The organism is Streptomyces sp. NBC_01433 (assembly GCF_026340105.1).
Lineage (GTDB): Bacteria > Actinomycetota > Actinomycetes > Streptomycetales > Streptomycetaceae > Streptomyces.
Genome location: NZ_JAPEPM010000001.1, coordinates 6,043,654 through 6,063,178 on the forward strand (window position 1 = coordinate 6,043,654; position 19,525 = coordinate 6,063,178).

Below are 19,525 nucleotides of genomic sequence, written 5' to 3' on the forward strand. Positions count from 1 at the left end.
GCCCCCCTTCGTACCGACTCCTGCTTGGGCAGTCTGCCCTGGTCGGGCCGAGTTCACCAGGTGTCATCCGTCACCGGACGCGCGCCCCCCGGCGCCGCACGCCACAGCCGTCACACGCGTCCACACCGCAGCAGGGGTGCGAGTGCGCGCCGGGCGGGGCCGCGCCGAGGCAGTGCCGCCGATCCGCACCAAGGCAGTGCTATGGCATATCAAAGTCAATGTTTGCGCAGGTGGGGGGAATATCGTGGGTGGACGGGAGTATCGGTGACACGAGGAGGAAACGCGCTGATGGACACCAGTGGGCACGGACGGGGCGGTGGGGCCACGGCGACCGTGGACATCGACCGCAGCGACCCGGAGTACCGGGCCTGGCTCAAGGAAGCCGTACGCAAGGTCCAGGCCGACGCCAATCGCTCGGCCGACACCCATCTGCTGCGCTTCCCCCTGCCCGAGCAGTGGGGCATCGACCTCTACCTCAAGGACGAGTCGACGCACCCCACCGGCAGCCTCAAACACCGCTTGGCCCGATCGCTGTTCCTCTACGGGCTCTGCAATGGCTGGATCCGCCGGGGCAAGCCGGTCATCGAGGCGTCCAGCGGCTCGACGGCCGTCTCGGAGGCGTACTTCGCGAAGCTGATCGGCGTGCCGTTCATCGCGGTGATGCCGCGTACCACCAGCCCGGAGAAGTGCCGGCTGATCGAATTCCACGGCGGGCAGTGCCACTTCGTCGACGACTCCCGGAAGATCTACGAGGAGTCCGCGGCCCTGGCCGCCGAGACCGGCGGCCACTACATGGACCAGTTCACCTACGCGGAGCGGGCGACCGACTGGCGCGGCAACAACAACATCGCGGAGTCGATCTACCAGCAACTGCGACTGGAGCGGTACCCGGAACCCGCCTGGATCGTCGCCACCGCCGGGACCGGCGGCACCTCGGCGACCATTGCCCGGTACGTCCGCTACATGCAGCACGACACCCGGATCTGCGTGCCCGACCCGGAGAACTCCTGTTTCTTCGACGGCTGGACCCAGCACAACCCGCTGGCCACCAGCGACTGCGGTTCCCGCATCGAAGGCATCGGCAGGCCCCGGATGGAGCCGAGTTTCGTGCCGGGCGCCATCGACCGGATGATGAAGGTGCCCGACGCGGCCAGCGTCGCCGCGGTGCGCGCCCTGGAACGCGCCATCGGCAAGAAGGCGGGCGGCTCGACCGGCACCGGTCTGTGGAGCGCGTTCAAGCTGGTCGCCGAGATGGTGGAACAGGGCCGGACCGGCAGCATCGTCACCCTGATCTGCGACCCGGGAGACCGCTACCTCGACAAGTACTACTCCGACAGCTGGCTGAGCGAGCAGGGCCTCGACATCGCCCCGTACACCGAGACCGTCGACCGCTTCCTCAGCACGGGCAAGTGGCCCGAATGACCGGACCCGTGTGCCGAACCCAGCCCGCCTGGACCCCGCGCGCCGGGCGGTCGCGCGGCGCACGGAAGCGCGCCACTCAGGCAGCCGCCGCCGCGAGCCGGTCGCCGAGCCGGCGCACGGCGTCGCGGAACGAGCGCCCCACCCCCGCCCGCCCCAGCCCCAGGGCGAACCGGAAAGGGGCGGTCCCGTCGGCGGCGAACGTCCACTGCACATGCGTCCCGGTCGCGGACGGGGTGAGCCGCCACTCCTCCAACAGGGCCCGCAGACCAGGTGCGTTCGACTCATCGACCCGGTAGGCGTACCGCACGTCCGGTTCCGCGGCGACGATCGTCTCGCGGAACACCGTGCCGCCCCTGAGCCGGACCTCCCGGCCCGCCCCCGCATCGGTGGGCGTGGCCCTGGTCACCGCGGTGAACCAGTACGGCCAGGACACGACATCCTCGGCGAGCGCCCGGTACACGGCGTCGGGAGGCGCGGCCACCTCGGCGGCGAAGACCAGGCACAGCGGCGCGGACTCGGTGAAGTCCAGGCCCACGGTACGGAGTCGGCGTGCCATGGAACGCACCTCCCGGGCGATAGGCGACGGAGAGCCGCGCACACGATAGCGGCCGCGACGTCAGATGTCTGTACCAAATGCGCTGATCAGCCCGCCCCCCGTCCGTGCCGACCGTAACCGGCCCCCCGTCCCGCACCGACCCACGCCCCGCACCCGCGCCCGGCCTCAGCGCACCGCCGGCATCGTTCCGCCCTCCCGCAGCCGGGCCGTCAGATCGACCACGGCGTCCCGCGGTGCCCGCAACGCGAGCGTCGTGCCGGGCACGCTGCCGCGCACGGCCCCCGCGGCCTCGATGCGGTTCACCGCCCGGCTGCCCGCGGCCAGGACGTACCAGCGGCCGGACGGCGCCTTCCAGCGGGCGCTCGCCAGAATGTGCTGCCCGAACCGGCTGCACAGCGCCGTGTCGCTCCGATCGGCCACCACCGCGGCCGGGGCCGTGGGGGAGGCGGACGGCTGGAGCAACTGCACCAGGATCCGGCCCGGCCCCTGCCAGGTGTCGGCCCGTGTGCACACCCAGTCCACCGGGGCGCCGCCCTCGGGAAGCCTCTGCTCGGCGAACTCCCAGTTGTTCACGGCGCGCACGCCGGTGCCCCGCAGGGAGCGCAGCGAACACGCGGTGCGTGCCCAGCCGAGCAACGCCTCGCCACCCGTCGCCTCGCGCGGCTGACGCGGCGGCGCACCCCGGCCGGGCTTCGGCGTGTACGTGAGATGGACCGGGGTGAGATCACCCAGGTCGGTCAGGAGGAAGGCATGGTTCTCCACGATGCTTTCCGAGGACCGCAGTTGCATGACCGGCCAGGAACCGCAGTCACCGCCGGGTGCGGGACGGGGCACCGGAGCGGTGACACCGTCCGTACTCACGTCCAGGGGGCGGGCCGGGGTGTCCGGTGTGAGCAGATCCCGGGTCGTGGTCTCCGAGACCCACGGGGCGAGCAGGAACCTTGCCCGGTCTCCCGTCCGGCTGACGACCACGGCCGCCCCCGTCGTCACATCCGCGTCGTCGGCCCGCGCGAAGTCCAGCGCCGGGGCGCCGGATCCGGACAGCGGTTCGGCATAGCGCACCACTCGTACGCCGCCGTCGTGGAGCAGGACCACGGCCGCCCCGTCCACGTCGCCCGCGTACAGCAGTCTGGGTGGCTGGGCGGGGGGCGCGTCGGCCGCGCCCGGGGCGCGTGAAACCCGCACGGCACGCGAGGGCTGTCCCCAGGCCCGCAGGGCCCGGCCGAGCAGGGCACGGTCGCCGCGCCGGTCGCCGCGGGCGGGCCAGGCGGTGAAGTCCACCCGCGAGGTGTCCGCCCACTCCGTCGGCGCCGCGCGCAGCAGCCCCGCCGGATCGAGCGCGGCGACCGGCGACGCCCGCCGGGAGATCCCTTCCGTCGCGCCGTCGGAACTCTCCTCGGCCACCACGGCCAGCGTGCCCGCCACCACGCACAGGGCCGCGACGGCCGCCGCGGCGCGCGTCCGGTGCCTGCGCCGCAGCAGATCGCTGGGCCGGGTCTGCACCGTGCACGGATCGAACTCACCGGATCGCAACAGCGCCTCGGCCGCCGAACGGTCGGGCCGGCCCAGCCGCCCGGCCGCCCGCACCGCGTCGGCGGCGTGGCTCCACCCGGCCTCGATGAGCACCGCGCGGACCTCGGGCTCCGGCAGCCCTTCCAGCAACTGCAGTGCGAAGGCGGCCCGTACCCCTCCCGACACCGTGGACAGGGCCCGGTCCAGCGCGAGTTCGTCGACGCCACCCGCCCGGGGAAAGAGCCGCAGCCCCCGTACCGACGGCACGGTGGGGCGCAGGGCGGCCGGTGCGGGAAGGCGTCCGGGCCACCAGCGGGGCCGGCGCTCGTACGCCAGCGCGGCACGGAGCACCCGTAGCCGCATCCAGGTGTACGCGGCCCCCTGCGGCCCGACCGGCCCCTCGCCGGACGCGGGGGCTCGCGTCTGGGCCGGTACCAGGACCCGCTCGGGTGCGGCACCCCGCCGTGCGGGCAGGGACCGTTGCACCGCCCCGTGGGCGGCGAGGACCCTGCGGTGCCGGCCGAGCGAGGGCGGCAGCACGAGATAGGCGAGCCGGACGAGGCGCGGGTAGTGCTCCATGAGCGCGGCCTCGGCCTGCTGGACGCCGGGGCGTCCGCTCTTGGTGTCGGGCCGCTGCTGCGGTTGATGGATCGGCATGAGTTCGGTGCCTTCCGGGGCCACGTGGGGAGAACGTCATACCGTCAAACGAGTCAATCGTGTGACGGTCACATCACCCGCACCGAATCGTGCGCCCGGTCGTTGTCGATCTTCCCGAAACCGTCAGCAGCCTTTCAGGACCTGCCGGTAGCCCCGGTTCCCTCGGTGGCCCGACGCACCGGCCCGTCGAGCAGGGCGTCCAGAACCCCGCCGAACATCCGCCGACCGCACGAGGCGAGCAACGGATCACCCCAGGCGGGCAGCAGCCGGACGCGCAACTCCTCCACCCACACCACATGGGACCCGGAATTGGTCGGCAGGACATCGATCGACGCCCGGCCCAGCACCACGGACCCGCGCTTCTCCAGCCGGCAGGCCCCGGCACGCCCGGCGGCCGGCGGAGTCCACCGCACCACTTCCATCGGATCGTCGAAGGCCAGCGGACCCACACCCGTCCGGGCCACGAACACGGTGCCGATCCGGGACGGAGAGCCGGTCGGGACAGTGACCGAGGTGAGCGGGACATGCGCGGCGTGCCGCTCCCAGTCGGTCACCCGGCGCCAGGACTCGGCGGCGGGAAGGGGAGTGAAGCGCTCGATCCGGAAGACGGCCACACCGTGATCCTAAGACCGACCGCCTCCTTGTGCCGGTCGGTCCGAACGTCCGGGGCGTACGGCGAGCTGGGCGGAACCTCCGGGAACGGCCCCGGCCGCCGGACTGCCACCCGCCGGACTGCCACTCACCGACTGCCACCGGCCGGACTGCCACCCATCGGCGGAACCGGGCGCCGCCGCCGCGGATCAGCGCTCCGGGGCTGCCTCGGCGGGGGATTCGCCCGCCACCACGAGACCCGGCAGATGCTCCTCGATCTCCTCGCGAGCCCCGGCCGACAGGCCCGAGTCCGTGACGAACGCGGCCACCTCGTCCAGCGTCGCGAAGGAACTCAGGCCGACCGTGCCCCACTTGGTGTGATCGGCCACCACCACGACCCGCCGCGCCGCCCGCACGAAACGCCGGTTCGTCTCCGCCTCCGCGAGATTCGGGGTCGACAGACCGGCCTCGACCGAGATCCCGTGCACACCGAGGAACAGCACATCGAAGTGGAGCGAGGCGATGGCCCGGTCGGCGACCGGACCGACCAGGGAATCCGACGGGGTCCGTACCCCACCGGTCAGCACCACCGTTGCCGCACCGGGCCGCGCCGCGCCACCGGCGGCCGGATGCCGCGCCCCGTGGAACACATCGGCCACCCGCACCGAGTTGGTCACCACGGTCAGGTCCGGTACGTCCACCAGATGCTGGGCCAGTGCGTACGTGGTGGTCCCACCGGACAGGGCGATCGCGCTGCCCGGAACCGCCATCTCCGCGGCCGCCCGCGCGATGTCCTCCTTGGCGCGCAGCTCCAGCGTCGACTTCGCCTCGAACCCGGGCTCGTGCGTGCTCGCCTCGACCACCGGCACCGCCCCGCCGTGCACCTTCTCGATGACGCCCTGACGGGCCAGCGCGTCCAGATCCCGGCGGATGGTCATGTCGGAGACGTTCAGCTTCCGGGTCAGCTCATTGACCCGGACACCGCCGCGCCTGCGCACCTCGTCGAGGATCAGGGCACGCCGCTGCTCCGCGAGCAGATTCTGATTCTCGCTCAACGCCGGGTCCCGGTCCTTCCCTCTGGCCGTACGGTCCCGCAGCGGCCCGCAGAACGTACTCATCCTGCCACGCAGGAATGTCGGACGCGTCACTGGGGAGATTCCGTGAGAGCTCTGCCGCACCCGTCCCGGGTCCGGGATTCTGGTGACCGCGCGTCGGCCGGTGGTCCCGCGCGGCGCCCCAACTCCTCCGCGCTTCCCCTCCTCTTCCTCCGCCTCCCCTCCCCCCGCTTCCCCCCGCCTCTCCCCCTCCTCGTCCTCCGTCGTCCTCCGTTTTCCCCCGTCGGCCGTGAGGCCGAGCGCCCCAGAGAGCGAGTCACCCCATTGCCCCCTGCCATCCAGGCCCCGCAGAGCTCCGGGGCAGCGCTGGAACTGCTCGTCCACGGCGTCGGCGGCACCACACCCCAGGAGATGCTCGGCGATCCCCGTACGGTCCGGGTCACCGGTGACGCGACGGCGGCCGTCTACCGGCGCCCCGAGGACATCGACGGCGAACACCACCCGGAGCGGTACGGGAAGGAACCCGTCGCGGAGGCGTACTGCTGGTCCAACCTCACCTCCGGCAACGGCTCCCGCGCCCTGTGGCTGCTGCTGCTCCCGTTCATGGTGGTCAACCTCGCCCACTGGATGCGGCCCACCGCCTCCGGCCGCACCCGTGCCGTCCGGCTGTACGGAGTGCTGGTGCGCCTCGTCGCACTCAGCCTCACCGTGCTGCTGACCGCCGCGGCCTGCGAGGTGGCCCTGGACCTGGTGGCCTGGCAGTGCGCGGGCGTACCCGACTGCTCGAACCGGCGGTCCTGGCTGGGCTTCCTGTCGTCGGAGCAGGGCGGCTGGTGGTCCCAGCCGGGACGCCGCCTCGCGGTCGCCGCGCTCGTGCCCACCGCACTGGTGGGACTGCTGTGGTACCTCTCCAACCGCACCTGGAGCGCGTACGAATCGCAGCGCCCCCTGGACGGGGCCGAGCCGGAGGAGGAGACGCCGAACGCGCGGGCGCACGCCGCGACCGACCCCGTCCGCCCCGCACTCGGCCGGGCCGGCTTCTGGTACGGCCGCAGGCTCGTCGCCCGGCTCCGCGCCGCCCACACCGCGGCCGGATTCCTCACCGTCGCCGCCTGTCTCACCGTGGCCGCCGCCCGTCACGACCGGGCCGCCGACAGCCCCGTACCGAACACCCTCGGCGGGCTGCTCGGGACGGCTCTGGGACTGTGCGCCCTGGTGGCCGTCTGGGTGGTGTGCAGCCGAGGCCGCAGCGAACGGCGCCTGGACAAACGGCTCGACAGCGCCCTCATCACATTCCTGCCCGGCACCGCGCTCGCCCTGCTCGTCCTCGCCGCCGGATACGCGGCCTGGTCGCGCCCCGACTGGGGGTCCTCGGGTTCGCTGCCCGGTGAGGTCGCCTTCCGCGCACTCACTCTCGGCCAGGGCGCGCTCGTCGTCGCCCTCGCCGTCGTGGCCCGGAGCCTGTACCGCCGCACGCCCGAACCCCGCACCATCATGTACGGCCTGGGCGGGCCCGCCGTCGCGATGCTCGCCTGCGCGCTCGGGGGCGTCATGACCGGCGGGGTCGCCCAGCGTGTGGCCGACTGGCTCGACGGACCCGGCACGCCCGGCATGGGCCTCGGCGCCGCCATCGAAGGCCCGCCCGTACTGCTCAGCTGGCAGGCGTCCATCATCCCGATCCTCCTGCTGCTCCTGCTCGTTCCGGTGATCGCCCTGGTCGTCCGCACCGCGCGCAACGCCCGCCGCATGGGCGGCGCCATCGAGCGGGAGTACGGCGTCGAGCGGCCCGAGCCCGGACGGACCCGGCGGATCGCACGCACCCGGGCCGCGGCCGCGCTCACCGATTCCGCACCCTGGATCGTCGGCCTGGTCTCCGGCGCCACCCTGCTGCTCGGAGCCGGAGCGGTCGCCGGGGCCTGGGCGAGCGGACAGGTACCGGGGCTGGCGGCGGACGGTGCCCCTCCCGCCATCGAATCGCTCGCGGAGACCGCCCAGTCGACCGGCTCCTGGCTGGTCGGCTTCGGCTTCATCCTGTTCGTCGCCTGCGGTCGCCGCGCCTACCGCGACGCCTCCGCCCGCCGCACCATCGGCATCCTCTGGGACGTGGGAACCTTCTGGCCGCGCGCCGCCCACCCCTTCGCGCCGCCCTGCTACGCCGAACGCGCCGTCCCCGACCTGGCCTCCCGGATGACCGCCTGGACCGGCGGGAACCCTCAGGGCCGGCTCGTCATCTCGGGCCACTCCCAGGGCAGCGTCCTCGCCGCGTCCGCGGTCTGGCAACTGCCCGACGAGACCCGCCGCCGGGTCGCCCTGCTCACCTACGGATCGCCGCTGGAACGGCTGTACGGACGGTGGTTCCCGGCCTACTTCGGTCCCGGACCCCTGCGCGGGCTGCACCGCTCCGTGCACTGCTGGCGCAATCTGTGGCGCCTCACCGATCCGATCGGTGGCCCCGTCCGCATCGCCGAGGGCCATGGCGTCGAGGTCGACCGAGGACCCCTGAAGGACCCGCTGGCCTACGGGCGTACCCCCGAACTGCCCCTGCCCGAACCGATCCTGGGGCATTCCGACTACCAGGCCGACCCGGTCTTCGCCCAGGAGCGGGCCGCGCTGCTCGAACAGCTCGGGCCGCTCCTGCCGCGGCAGACGGGCGGGGAGACTCAGACAAGCTCCGGGAGGTCCTCCGGATAGAGCAGGGTCAAATCGTCCGTACTCGTCTCGGCGAGCTGGGCGACCCGGCCCGCATGCCTCTCCACCATCGACTCGAAGGTCTGGCGGGCCGTGCGGCCGTTACCGAACGCGGGGCCCTTGGGAAGCGCCGTGAAGTACTTGAGCAGCGCCTCCCCGGTCCCGTCCGCCAGGCTGTACTCGTGCTCCTCGGCCTGCTGCCCGACAATCCGCAGCAGCTCCTCGGGGAGGTAGTCGTTGAAGGTGATGGTCCGTGAGAAACGGGACGCCACACCGGGGTTGACGGTGAGGAACCGCTCCATCTCGTGGGTGTACCCGGCGACGATCACCACGACCGCGTCGCGGTGGTCCTCCATCAGCTTCACCAGCGTGTCGATGGCCTCCCGGCCGAAGTCCCGGCCCGAGTCCTCGGGCGAGAGCGCGTACGCCTCGTCGACGAACAGCACCCCGCCGCGCGCCCGGTCGAACGCCTCCTGGGTCCGGATGGCGGTCGAACCGATGTGCTCGCCGACCAGATCGACGCGGGACACCTCCACGAGATGACCGCGCTCCAGGACCCCGAGGGAGGCCAGGATCTCCCCGTACAGCCGGGCCACCGTCGTCTTGCCGGTACCGGGGGAGCCGGTGAAGACGAGATGGCGGCGCACCGAGGCGGCCTTGAGCCCGGCCTCCTGGCGGCGCCTGCCGACCTCGATCATGTCGGTGAGGGCCCGTACCTCGCGCTTGACGCTGTCCAGGCCCACCAGCGCGTCCAGCTCACCGAGGACCGAGCCCGGGTCGCGGGCGGGCTCGGCCGCGGGCTCCGTCACCGGGGCGCTCCGCACGGCCGCGCGCTGCCCCGGCATCGCGCCGAGCAGCCCGGGAGTCGCCTGGGTCGCCGTCAGCACCGCGGGGGCCGGGGCGGCGGCGGCCCCGCGCAGCCCGCTCTCGTCGCTGGTGCAGTCCTCCACCACGGGGCCCGTGCCGTTCCCGTCGTGGTGCGGGGCGCCGCCCTCCGCGAACTCGTAACCTCCGCGGGCACACCGTTCGGTGCGGCAGCGGGTGAGGGTGGTGCGGCAGCCGTCCATCACATGGAAGCCGTAGCCGTCGCTGCCCGTGACCCGGCAGCTGTCGAAGGTGCCGCGCCCCTCGGCGGAGACGTAGAAGCCCGCTTCGGCGGGTGAGGTGACCGTGCAGCGCTCGATGGTCGGGTCGGCGCCCTTGGTGACGATCACTCCGGTCTGGGCGGCGTCGATGGTGCAGTTGTTCAGCGTGCCACCGCTGCCGTGGTCGCGGAACCACGCACCCGTGGACGCCTCCCGGATCCGGCAGTCGTCCAGCTGGGCGGTGGCTCCGTCGCTCACCGAGACCGCGGTGTTGCGGATCTGGGAGAGATCGCTGTCCACGACATCGGCCCGTGAACCCCGGTCCAGGACAAAGATCGCGTCGGGCACGTCATGGACGCGGCAGGCGTCGAGTATCACCGTCGCCCCGTCGCTCACCCAGACCGCCGGGTAGTCGCCGGTGCTGTCGTGGATCTCGCACTGGTTGGCGTCGACCCGGGTGCCCGGGTCCCAGACCGAGAGGCCGTTGCGGCCGAAGCGGCGCACCGTGGACCGGGTCAGCGTGAGCACCGAACGGGACCGCAGATCCACCGCGTTCTCCGGGATGTCATGGATGTCGCAGTCGGCGAGTGTCAGTACCGCGTCGGTGTCGAGCGTGACCCCGTCCGCGGAAGTGCGGTGCACGGTGCAGTCGGTGAGGTGCGCGGAGGCGCGGGCGGTGATCTGGACCCCGCTGCCCTTGATCTCGTACACCTCGCAGCCGATGGCCTCCAGGCCGCTGCCCTCTCCGGTGACGCTGAGACCCGCGCCCGACGCATGGTGCACCCGGCACCGGTCGAGGCGCGGATGTCCGCCGTCGCGCACCGCGACACCGGACTGACCGGCGGACATGACCTCGCACTCCTCGAACACCCCGCCACCGCCGTCCAGTACGGCTATGCCGACACCGGCCGGGTTGTCCACGGTGCACCGCCGCACCGTGGGCCGGGCGGCGCCCCGTACCTCTATGCCGGCCGCCGACCGGGTCACGATCCGCAGATCCGTGAACTCGGGCGCACCGTCCTCGACGAGCAGAGCGGGGGCCGTCGAGTCCTGGCCCTCCACATGCAGATCCTGAACGATCGCTGAGGCCCGGACGGTCAGCGGTACGCCGTCGACCGGCGCGATCCGCACGGAGCCGACCGAGCCCTCGGGGCCGCGCAGCGTGACCGCGCGGTGGACGACGAGATTCTCCCGGTAGGTCCCGGGCGCGACGGTGAGGACGTCGCCGTCGGCCGCCGCTTCCAGAGCCGCGGAGAGGGAGGCGTATTCGCCGGTACGGCGCCGCCATCGAGATGTGCCGGTGTGCGTCACCTGGACCGAGCCCTGTGCCATGGCGCTGCTGTGCCCCCACCTCGTGCTGTGTGCGATCCCCCGGGTCCGTCCGCGTGCGGCGGGCGATGTGCCGGTGCCACCGCCATGGGACGACGACAGCTCCGGGTCCGCCTGCCGAGGGGGCGGGCGGCCGGTCCACCGTAGCGCGCGCGAAGGGCGGGAGTTGACGAGTCGGCCGTCGATCAGCCCGACGGGCCTTGCCGTATCACTGTCCGTGCACCCTCTCTCCCCTTTTCGTCCCCGGCGGCGGGCGGGGGAGGCCGTCAGGTGCCCGTCCCAGTCCTGCCCCAGTCCGGTCCGGCGCTGGCCCACGCCCGGTCGAGCCGTGCGTACCGCCGCTGGGTCATGCGCCAGAGGACCAGCCGCCTGCCCGCTTCGACGAACCCGGTGGCGAGCAGGAACACGCCGACTCCGGCCAGCACCGCGTGGGTGTGGGCCGTGGGCGGGTCCATGGGGCGCGGCGCCGGGTGCCCCGAGTCGTCGGTCCAGATCCGCACCCGGGAGCCGGGGCCGCCGACCTTGGAGGTGGTGGACACCGTCCCCTTGCGGGGTTTTCCGTCGGGGGCTCGCCATTTGGCCACCACCGAGGTCTGCGTGGCCCGTCCGGAAGAGCCTTCCTGGTCCCCGGAGAAGCGCGGCGGCGCCGCGGCCCGGCGCACGACGACCGCGGCCGTGAGATGCCGGTGCGCGTGCTGGGCCCGCACCGACTCCTGGAGGGCGTCGTCGGTGAGCGCACCGCATATCCAGCCGAGCACCGGCGCCGCCAGCGCGATCAGCAGCAGCGCGGTCAACGCCAGCCAGGCCTCGCTGCGATCGGTGGACCGGCGCAGGGGGTTGTGCCGCCAGCGCCAGACTCCCGATACCGCCCGTATCACCGTGCGCCCCCCTTCCGTATTCGTGGCCCACCGAATCCGTGATATCCCGATACGGCAGGGTTCGCCTGTCGGGGAAGCGAGGAGAGAGCGACCTCGCCCCTCCAACGTCCGCTGTGTCCGGGCGAGTTCCCCGCTTCCCGGCCCGGCCGGGACTCCTTGTCGTCAGTCGAGGATCCGGACAGGATCCCCGACCCGGATCACTCCGGTCCCGTCGGGGATCAGATTCTGGCCGAAGAGAAGGTCCTTCCCCACCCGACGATGACGGGCGAGCGTACGCAACGGTTCCTTGCCGCGTTCGGAGGTGCGCTGGTCGGTGGTGGTGATGACACAGCGGCCGCACGGCTTCACCACGCGGAACGGGACCTCGCCGATGGAGATCCGCTTCCAGTCGTCCTCCGCCCAGGGGCCGGTGCCGTCGATGACCGCATTCGGCCGGAACCGGTTCATCGGCAGGGGGCCTTCCTCCGGATGGCCGCCCGAGGCGATCAGCGCGTTGAGGGCGGCGAGCGAAGCGGTGGTGGTGAGGAGCAGCGGATACCCGTCGGCGAGCGAGACGGTCTCGCCGGGGCGCGCGTAGGCGGGGTCGATGAGCCTGCGGTGCGACGGCGCGTCGAGATGGACGAGCCGGACCGGCGTATCGAGGACATCACCGAGCCAGGAGTGCGCGGCGGCCGCGGCCTCCACGACCTCGAACCTGCTCCCGTGGAGTTCGGCGGTGAGAGTGCGGCCGGGCGGGGGTACCTCCACGGTCATGGGCGCGCTCCCCGGCGCCGACAACGTCACCCCGCCGTCCCCGGTCAGCGCGGCGGAAACCTGCCCCATGCGCGGCTGCTGACGTTGCGTGACGGCCCTGCCCGTGTGGTCGATCAGCATCCAGCGCCGGTCGCCGTCGAGTCCCCATGGCTCGACGACGACCTCTTCGCGGGCACACGCGGCCAGTGATTTGACCGGATGCACATGAATGGACCGGAGCATGGGAGAAGCCATGCCGTCCATCCTGCCAGCCACCCCTGAACGCGCGTGACCGGCCCGGAACGGGCATACGGTGCCGTCGCGCGCGCGTGTGGCCGTGGGCCCGCCGTGCGGTGCCTGTCCGCCTCTGTCAGTACCCCCGGCCCTGGTACGGGCGGTTGTTGTACGGGTCCTCGTAGGGGGACGGTGCCGGGGCCGGCCTGGGCGAAGCCGGCCGCATCGACTCGTACCCGGTGCCGGGTGCGGGCCGCGGCGGCTGTGGCTGGGGCTGATAGCCCCGGGCCGGGGGCTGCTGCTGATAGCCGCGCGCCGGGGCCGGCTGCTGCGGGATGTACGGCGCCGGGGCGTGCTGCAGTTGGGCGGGCTGCATCGGCGCGTGCTGCGCCGGGGCCTGCTGCTGATACTGCGGCGCCATCGGCTGCTGGTAGCCGTACGACCCGTTGGCCTGCGAAGGAGCCGCGGGAAGAGCCGGCAACGCCGACGGCAGGGCAGGCAGATAGCTGTTGCCGGTGTCGTAGGCGGCAGGCACTCGGATCGGCGCGATCTGAGGGGTGCCCCGCTCCGCGACCAGGGAGTCGTAGATCGGAGTGTCGGGGAACGACGGTGCGGCGTAGTAGCCGCCGCCGTAGGTGGAGCGGGGGGAGGTCATGACACCTAAGTTAAGCCCACGATGTGCTGGTTGGGGAGCCCGATAAGAGGGTTGTTTTGCGTGTTGTGAGTGAACCGCGATCCCCAATGCGAGCGAACTTGGCAAAAAAGGGCGCCCAGTGGCGTAGTGATCGTGTAAAGGGCGAGTTCACGGGGGGTTACCGGCAGATCGCCGAGCAGGTCCCCGTGAGGGCCGCGGGCGCCCCGGCCGGCCGGGGGATTAGGTTGGCGGGAAAAGCTTTTCGGGCAGCCCGACTCGCGATGGGAGCGAGCATGACCATGCTAAAGGGAAGCAATGTTCCGGTGCCGGCTCAGGCTGTGCGGGTCGAATTGGGATGGCGGGCCTCTCCGGGGACCCCGGATGTCGATGCGTCAGCCCTGCTTCTGGTGTCGGGAAAGGTCCGCAGCGACGCGGACTTCGTCTTTTACAACCAGCCCGCACACGTCTCCGGTGCCGTCAGGTACGAGGGTAAGGCCACCACCGGCGACAGCGTCACCGACACCCTCGCGGTCGACTTCGCGCGGATCGAGCCCGCGATCGACCGCGTCATCGTGGCGGCTTCGGCGGACGGCGGCAGTTTCGGGCGGGTGAGCGGTCTGTACGTACGGATCGTGGACACGGCGAGCGGCGCGGAGATCGCCCGCTTCGAGAGCACGGACGCCACGGTCGAGACCGCCTTCATTCTCGGGGAGCTGTACCTGCGTCAGGGCGCCTGGAAGTTCCGTGCCGTCGGTCAGGGGTACGGCACGGGACTTGAGGGACTCGCCACGGACTTCGGGATCTCGGTCGACGAACCCCAGAAGCCGCAGCAGGCCCAGCAGGCCCAGCAGGCCCAGCCGTCACGGCCGACGCTACAGCCGCAACGATCGCAGCAGCCGCAGAGTGCGCACCGGCCTCAGTCCCCGCCCGCGGTCCGGCCCCCGGCAATCACACCCGCCCCACCCGCACCGCCCGCCGCCGCGCCGGTGAGGCTGGCCAAGGTCACGCTGACGAAGGAAGCCCCTTCCGTCTCGCTCGCCAAACAGGGCGGTACCTCCGGAGAGCTTCGCGTCAATCTCAACTGGGAAGTACGCAAACAGTTCAAGGGCTGGGGCGCCAAACTCGGCCGGGCCATCGCCATGCACGCCGACCTCGATCTCGATCTCTGCGCTCTCTACGAACTCACCGATGGCAGCAAGGGAGTTGTCCAGTCACTCGGAAACGCCTTCGGCTCTCTGCGGCAGCCGCCCTATATCCATCTGGACGGGGACGACCGCACCGGCGCCGTCTCCACCGGTGAGAACCTCACCGTCAACCTCGACCACAAGGACCGGATCCGCCGCGTTCTGATCTTCGTCACCATCTATGAAGGTGCCCGGAGTTTCGCCGATCTCCATGCCACCGTCACTCTTCAGCCGCAGAACGGCGCGGCGATCGACTTCTCCCTCGACGAATGCACGGTGCCCTCGACCGTCTGCGCCCTCGCGCTGATCAGCAACAACGCCGGAGACCTCACGGTGCAGCGCGAGGCCCGCTATCTCGTACCCGAGCGCGGAGTGAGCCCGCAGCGCACCATCGACGCCGCGTACGGGTGGGGAATGAACTGGACCCCGGGCCGCAAGTAGACGGAGGCCGGTGGGCCCGCGCAGGGCGTCGGCCGCCCTCCGACAAGACATCCCCTCGGCCTCCGGCAGGCACCCGCTCGGTCATGGGCGGGGTCGCGGTGGCCGGGTCACAGGTCGGGGGTGGCCTCGGGGCGGGAGTAGGTGCGCCCCTTCCAGGCCGCCCCCCGGCCCCGGTAGTGCTGCACCGCCGAGTCCACCGTCATCAGCAGATACAGCACCGCCGTGAACGGCAGCAACGGCGCGAGCCACAGCGACTGCCGGTAGTACGTCAGCATCGGCAGATACGTCCCCGTCATCACCGCCCACGCCGCCCCGCCCGCCCAGGCAGCCACCGGATCACCCGTCAACAGCCCGGCCACCAGGGTGACGGGCGGACCGAGATAGACGAGCGCGAGCCCCGGAACGGTCCCGGCGAGCAGCAGCGGGCTGTGCCGCAGCTGCGCGTACGCGCTGCGCGAGACCATCTGCCACAGGTCCCCGAGCCGCGGATACGGCCGCACACTGTCGACCCGCTCCGCGAGCCCCAGCCAGATCCGGCCGCCGCTGCGCTGCACCGCACGGGCCAGCGACACATCGTCGATCACCGCCTGCCGGATGGACTCCGGGATCCGGGCCCGCTCGGCGGCCTCCGTGCGCAGCAGCACACAGCCACCCGCCGCGGCCGCCGTACGGGCCCCCGCCCTGTTCACCCGCCGGAACGGGTAGAGCTGCCCGAAGAAGTACACGAAGGCGGGCACCACCAGCCGCTCCCAGCCACTCGCCACCCGCAGCCGCGCCATCTGGGAAACCATGTCGAAGGCGTCCGGCCCCCCGGTACCGGCCGCGGCCACCAGATCCCGCAGGCTGTCCGGCTCATGCGCGATATCGGCATCCGTGAGCAGCAGGAACTCCGGCTTCCGCTGCCGGGCCAGCGCGATCCCGTGCCGTACGGCCCACAGCTTGCCCGTCCAGCCCGGCTCCGGCTCCCCGGGCGAGACCACGGTCAGCGGCAGCCCGCCGAGCCGTACCGACAGATCCCTGGCCACCTGCCCCGTACCGTCCCGGCTGCAGTCGTCCACGAGGATGACCTCCGCCTCCCCGGGATAGTCCTGGGCCAGCAGCGAGGGCAGACTCACCGGCAGCATCGCGGCCTCGTCGCGCGCGGGCACGACGACGGTGACCGACGGCCAGCGCGGGGGCTCCGCGTGGCGGGGCAGCCGCTGGTCGGTGCGCCAGTAGAACCCCTGCCCCAGCAGCAGCCACACCCACGCGATCAGCGAACCCACGGCGATCCAGGCAACGGCGCTCATCCGCCGAAGTCTGCCCCACTTCGGCCGGGGCGCAAGGGCTGTCGACTATGGTGACCGGGTGAAGATCGCACTTATGGACTCCGGAATCGGCCTGCTCCCGACGGCTGCCGCCGTACGCCGCCTGCGGCCCGACGTCGACCTGGTGCTCTCCTCCGACCCCGACGGCATGCCTTGGGGACCCCGGACGCCGCAGGACATCACGGCGCACGCGCTGGCCGTGGCCCGCGCCGCCGCCGCCCACCGGCCGGACGCGCTGATCGTCGCCTGCAACACCGCCTCCGTCCACGCTCTGCCGACACTCCGCGCCGAGCTGGAACCCACGCTGCCGGTCATCGGCACCGTCCCCGCCATCAAGCCCGCCGCCGCGGGCGGCGGGCCCGTCGCCATCTGGGCCACCCCGGCCACCACCGGCAGCCCGTACCAGCGCGCACTGATCCAGGAGTTCGCCGGCTCCGCGCAGGTCACCGAGGTCCCGTGCCCCGGCCTCGCCGACGCCGTGCAGAACGCCGACGAAGCCGCGATCGACCGCGCCGTAGCCGCTGCCGCCGCCCTCACCCCGCCCGACGTGCGGGCCGTCGTCCTGGGCTGTACCCACTACGAGCTGGTGGCCGAACGCATCCGCGCCGCCGTGCAGCGCCCCGGCCGCCCGCCGCTCGCCCTGCACGGTTCCGCGGGTGCCGTCGCCGCCCAGGCGCTGCGCCGGATCGGCGTCGTACCGGCTCCGTCGGCCGAACCGGCCGGGACGCTCGCCGTCATCCTCAGCGGCAGGGCCGCGGCCCTGCCGGAACCCGCAATGGCCTATGCGGAGGGTCTGCTCCTGAAAGCGGTCAGCCCCGCGCACTGACCGCCCGGACCCGAGGGAACGGCGCCGCTCGCCCCCTCCCGGCGACGCGGAACGTGAGTACGCTGCTGGCATGACGCACCACCCCGACAGTGCGAGGCACGGCTCGACAGAGGCGCCGTCCACGGTGTGGACCGGCCGGGCGACCAATCGTGTGCAGTGGCTGCTCGCGGCCGTGGGCGCGGGATGCATGGCGCTGGGCGTCCAGCTCGCCGTCGACTCCGCGTGGACTTCCGGCATCGTCCCGCTGCTGATGTCCGTGATCGGCTGCGTGGCCGCCGGGCTGCTCATGCTGTTCGGGACGCTCGCCTTCGTCCATGTGGCCGTCAAGGTCGACGGGGACGCCCTGGAGGTGCGCTGCGGCCACGCGGGTCTGCCGCGCCGCCGCATCCTGCTCACCCATGTGGTCGGCGCGGAGTTCGCGCCCACGGTCAATCCGCGACAGTGGGGCGGCTGGGGCTATCGCTGGCGCCCCGAGCAGGGCTCCGCCGTGGTGGTGCGCAAGGGGGAGGGCCTGGTGCTCAGACTCGGCGACGGCCGGACCTTCACCGTCACGGTGGACGACGCGGAAGCGGCCGTACGGTTCATCCGGGATCGTCTGCACCTTCCGGCCCCGGGCTCGGCCGCCGGAGCCTGACCGGCTCGGCCACCGGTGCCGATGCCCCGCCCCGGCCACCGGTGCCGATGCCCCGCCCCGGCCACCGGTGCCGCGGTGCTCGGCCCCGGCCGCGTCGGACGCGCACAGCGGCCCACCGTAGAATCCGCCGGGTGAGCGCCACCTTGACCACCGTCGACGACTCCTCGCCCGCCGCCACGCCCCTCGGCCGCAGGCTGCCGCCGGGGCTCGTCCGGCCGTTCGCTGCCGCACTCTCCGGTGTGCTGCTCTACGCGAGTTTCCCGCCCCGGCCGCTGTGGTGGCTGGTTCTGCCCGGTTTCGCGCTGCTCGGCTGGGTCCTGTACGGCCGCAGGCTGCGCGCGGCCCTGGGCCTCGGTCTCCTCGCCGGGCTCGGCTTCATGCTCCCGCTGCTGCACTGGACGGGCGAGGAGGTCGGCCCGGTGCCGTGGCTGGCACTCGCCGCCGCCGAAGCGCTGTTCATCGCGGTGGGCTGCGTGGGGATCGCCGCGGTGTCCCGGCTCGCGTACTGGCCCGTCTGGGCGGCCGCGGTCTGGACCCTGGACGAAGCGGTCCGGGCCCGAGTGCCGTTCGGCGGCTTCCCCTGGGGCAAGATCGCCTTCGGCCAGGCGGACAGCGTGTTCCTGCCGCTCGCCGCGCTGGGCGGGACGCCGCTGCTGTCCTTCGCGGTGGTGCTGTGCGGCTTCGGACTCTTCGAGGCGCTGCGCCGGTTCCGTTCCCGCCGCACCACCGGCAGGGTGCCGCGTGCCGCGGTCGTCGCCGCGGCGGCGACCGTACTGGTTCCCGTCGCGGCGGCATTCGCCGCTCTGCCGCTGGTCGACGACTCCGCGGAGGACGGGACGGCGACGGTCGCCGCGATCCAGGGCAACGTGCCGCGCCTCGGCCTCGACTTCAACTCCCAGCGCCGCGCGGTCCTGGACAACCACGCCAAGCGCACGGAACAGCTGGCCCGGGAGGTCAAGGCGGGCAAGGTGCCGCAGCCCGACTTCGTGCTGTGGCCGGAGAACTCCTCCGACCTCGACCCGTACCGCAACGCCGACGCCCGCATCGTGATCGATGACGCCGTGAAGGCGATCGGCGTCCCCACGGTCGTCGGCGCCGTGGTCGAGCCCGACTCGGGCAACCTCCGCAACACCCTCATCGAGTGGGACCCGGACAAGGGCCCCGTCGCCACGTACGACAAGCGGCACATCCAGCCGTTCGGCGAATACATGCCGATGCGGTCCTTCGTCCGGATCTTCAGCAAGGACGTCGACCGCGTACGCCGGGACTTCGGGCCGGGCGAGAAGGTCGGGGTCTTCGACCTGGCCGGTACCAAGGTCGGCCTGGTCACCTGTTACGAGGCCGCGTTCGACGACGCCGTACGCGACACCGTGAAGCACGGCGGGCAGCTGATCGCCGTACCGAGCAACAACGCGACCTTCGGACGCAGCGAGATGACCTACCAGCAGCTGGCGATGTCCCAGGTACGGGCCGTCGAGCACGGGCGCTCCGTCGTCGTACCGGTCACCAGCGGGGTCAGCGCGGTGATCAGGCCGGACGGCACGATCGTGCGGAAGACCAAGATGTTCACGCCCGACGCTCTCGTCGACGAGGTGCCGCTGCGGTCCTCACTGACGCCCGCGACCCGGATGGGACCGCTGCCGGAGGGTGTCATCGCGCTGCTCGCCGTGGCCGGGCTCGGCTGGGTGACGGTCCGCGCGGTGCGCGCCCGGCAGGTTCGACGCGGCGAGGCGTAGGGCCGGGAGCTGATCCACCGAGGA

The 19,525-nt window shown here is 72.5% G+C and carries 15 protein-coding genes; 6 read left to right on the forward strand and 9 right to left on the reverse strand.

The features are described from left to right. Positions 1–288: 288 nt before the first annotated feature. Positions 289–1,422 (forward strand): PLP-dependent cysteine synthase family protein, encoded by a 1,134-nt coding sequence (locus tag OG413_RS27090; RefSeq protein ID WP_266809584.1) that lies wholly within the window; start codon positions 289–291, stop codon positions 1,420–1,422. A gap of 76 nt (positions 1,423–1,498) precedes the next feature. On the opposite strand, the gene OG413_RS27095 is transcribed toward OG413_RS27090, so the two are convergent. The 4 genes from OG413_RS27095 to OG413_RS27110 all read right to left on the reverse strand — a co-directional run bounded on the left by OG413_RS27095 (position 1,499) and on the right by OG413_RS27110 (position 5,793). After that, the gene (locus OG413_RS27095; protein ID WP_266809586.1) at positions 1,499–1,978 is read right to left on the reverse strand and encodes an SRPBCC family protein; all 480 of its coding nucleotides are present in this window, start codon (positions 1,976–1,978) and stop codon (positions 1,499–1,501) included. Between the two features lie 165 nt (positions 1,979–2,143). After that, the gene (locus OG413_RS27100; protein ID WP_266809588.1) at positions 2,144–4,147 is read right to left on the reverse strand and encodes a hypothetical protein; all 2,004 of its coding nucleotides are present in this window, start codon (positions 4,145–4,147) and stop codon (positions 2,144–2,146) included. Between the two features lie 134 nt (positions 4,148–4,281). Further along, positions 4,282–4,761 carry an SRPBCC family protein gene (locus OG413_RS27105; protein WP_266809589.1) on the reverse strand — a complete coding sequence of 160 codons (480 nt, stop codon included), beginning with the start codon at positions 4,759–4,761 and terminating at the stop codon, positions 4,282–4,284. A 186-nt stretch (positions 4,762–4,947) separates the two neighbouring features. Next, on the reverse strand, positions 4,948–5,793 hold the full coding sequence (locus tag OG413_RS27110) for a DeoR/GlpR family DNA-binding transcription regulator (protein WP_266810390.1): 846 nt from the start codon (positions 5,791–5,793) through the stop codon (positions 4,948–4,950). A 324-nt stretch (positions 5,794–6,117) separates the two neighbouring features. Between OG413_RS27110 and OG413_RS27115 the strand changes: the two genes are divergently transcribed. Further along, positions 6,118–8,484, forward strand: a complete 2,367-nt coding sequence (locus OG413_RS27115) for a hypothetical protein (RefSeq protein WP_266809591.1) — start codon at positions 6,118–6,120, stop codon at positions 8,482–8,484. Here OG413_RS27115 and OG413_RS27120 read toward each other — a convergent pair. The 4 genes from OG413_RS27120 to OG413_RS27135 all read right to left on the reverse strand — a co-directional run bounded on the left by OG413_RS27120 (position 8,454) and on the right by OG413_RS27135 (position 13,394). Then, on the reverse strand, positions 8,454–10,898 hold the full coding sequence (locus tag OG413_RS27120) for a right-handed parallel beta-helix repeat-containing protein (RefSeq protein WP_266809593.1): 2,445 nt from the start codon (positions 10,896–10,898) through the stop codon (positions 8,454–8,456). The two genes, OG413_RS27115 and OG413_RS27120, sit on opposite strands and share 31 nt — an antisense overlap. Positions 10,899–11,161: 263 nt before the next feature. Continuing rightward, positions 11,162–11,770 (reverse strand): hypothetical protein, encoded by a 609-nt coding sequence (locus OG413_RS27125; RefSeq protein WP_266810391.1) that lies wholly within the window; start codon positions 11,768–11,770, stop codon positions 11,162–11,164. Between the two features lie 165 nt (positions 11,771–11,935). Further along, positions 11,936–12,760 carry an MOSC domain-containing protein gene (locus tag OG413_RS27130; RefSeq protein ID WP_266809595.1) on the reverse strand — a complete coding sequence of 275 codons (825 nt, stop codon included), beginning with the start codon at positions 12,758–12,760 and terminating at the stop codon, positions 11,936–11,938. Positions 12,761–12,875: 115 nt separating this feature from the next. Next, positions 12,876–13,394, reverse strand: a complete 519-nt coding sequence (locus tag OG413_RS27135; RefSeq protein WP_266809597.1) for a DUF6643 family protein — start codon at positions 13,392–13,394, stop codon at positions 12,876–12,878. 260 nt (positions 13,395–13,654) lie between these two features. On the opposite strand from OG413_RS27135, the gene OG413_RS27140 reads away from it, so the two are divergent. After that, entirely contained in the window at positions 13,655–14,998 is a 1,344-nt protein-coding gene (locus OG413_RS27140; RefSeq protein ID WP_266809599.1) for a TerD family protein, read from the forward strand. A 107-nt stretch (positions 14,999–15,105) separates the two neighbouring features. Here OG413_RS27140 and OG413_RS27145 read toward each other — a convergent pair whose 3' ends face one another. Then, positions 15,106–16,287, reverse strand: coding sequence for a glycosyltransferase (locus OG413_RS27145; RefSeq protein WP_266809601.1), 1,182 nt, complete (start codon positions 16,285–16,287; stop codon positions 15,106–15,108). Between the two features lie 58 nt (positions 16,288–16,345). Between OG413_RS27145 and OG413_RS27150 the strand changes: the two genes are divergently transcribed. From OG413_RS27150 to lnt, 3 genes are all read left to right on the forward strand, one after another. Beyond that, the gene (locus OG413_RS27150) at positions 16,346–17,131 is read left to right on the forward strand and encodes a glutamate racemase (protein ID WP_266809603.1); all 786 of its coding nucleotides are present in this window, start codon (positions 16,346–16,348) and stop codon (positions 17,129–17,131) included. A gap of 70 nt (positions 17,132–17,201) precedes the next feature. Further along, the gene (locus OG413_RS27155; protein WP_266809605.1) at positions 17,202–17,765 is read left to right on the forward strand and encodes a hypothetical protein; all 564 of its coding nucleotides are present in this window, start codon (positions 17,202–17,204) and stop codon (positions 17,763–17,765) included. 131 nt (positions 17,766–17,896) lie between these two features. Next, entirely contained in the window at positions 17,897–19,501 is a 1,605-nt protein-coding gene (gene lnt / locus OG413_RS27160) for an apolipoprotein N-acyltransferase (RefSeq protein WP_266809607.1), read from the forward strand. Positions 19,502–19,525 lie beyond the last annotated feature (24 nt).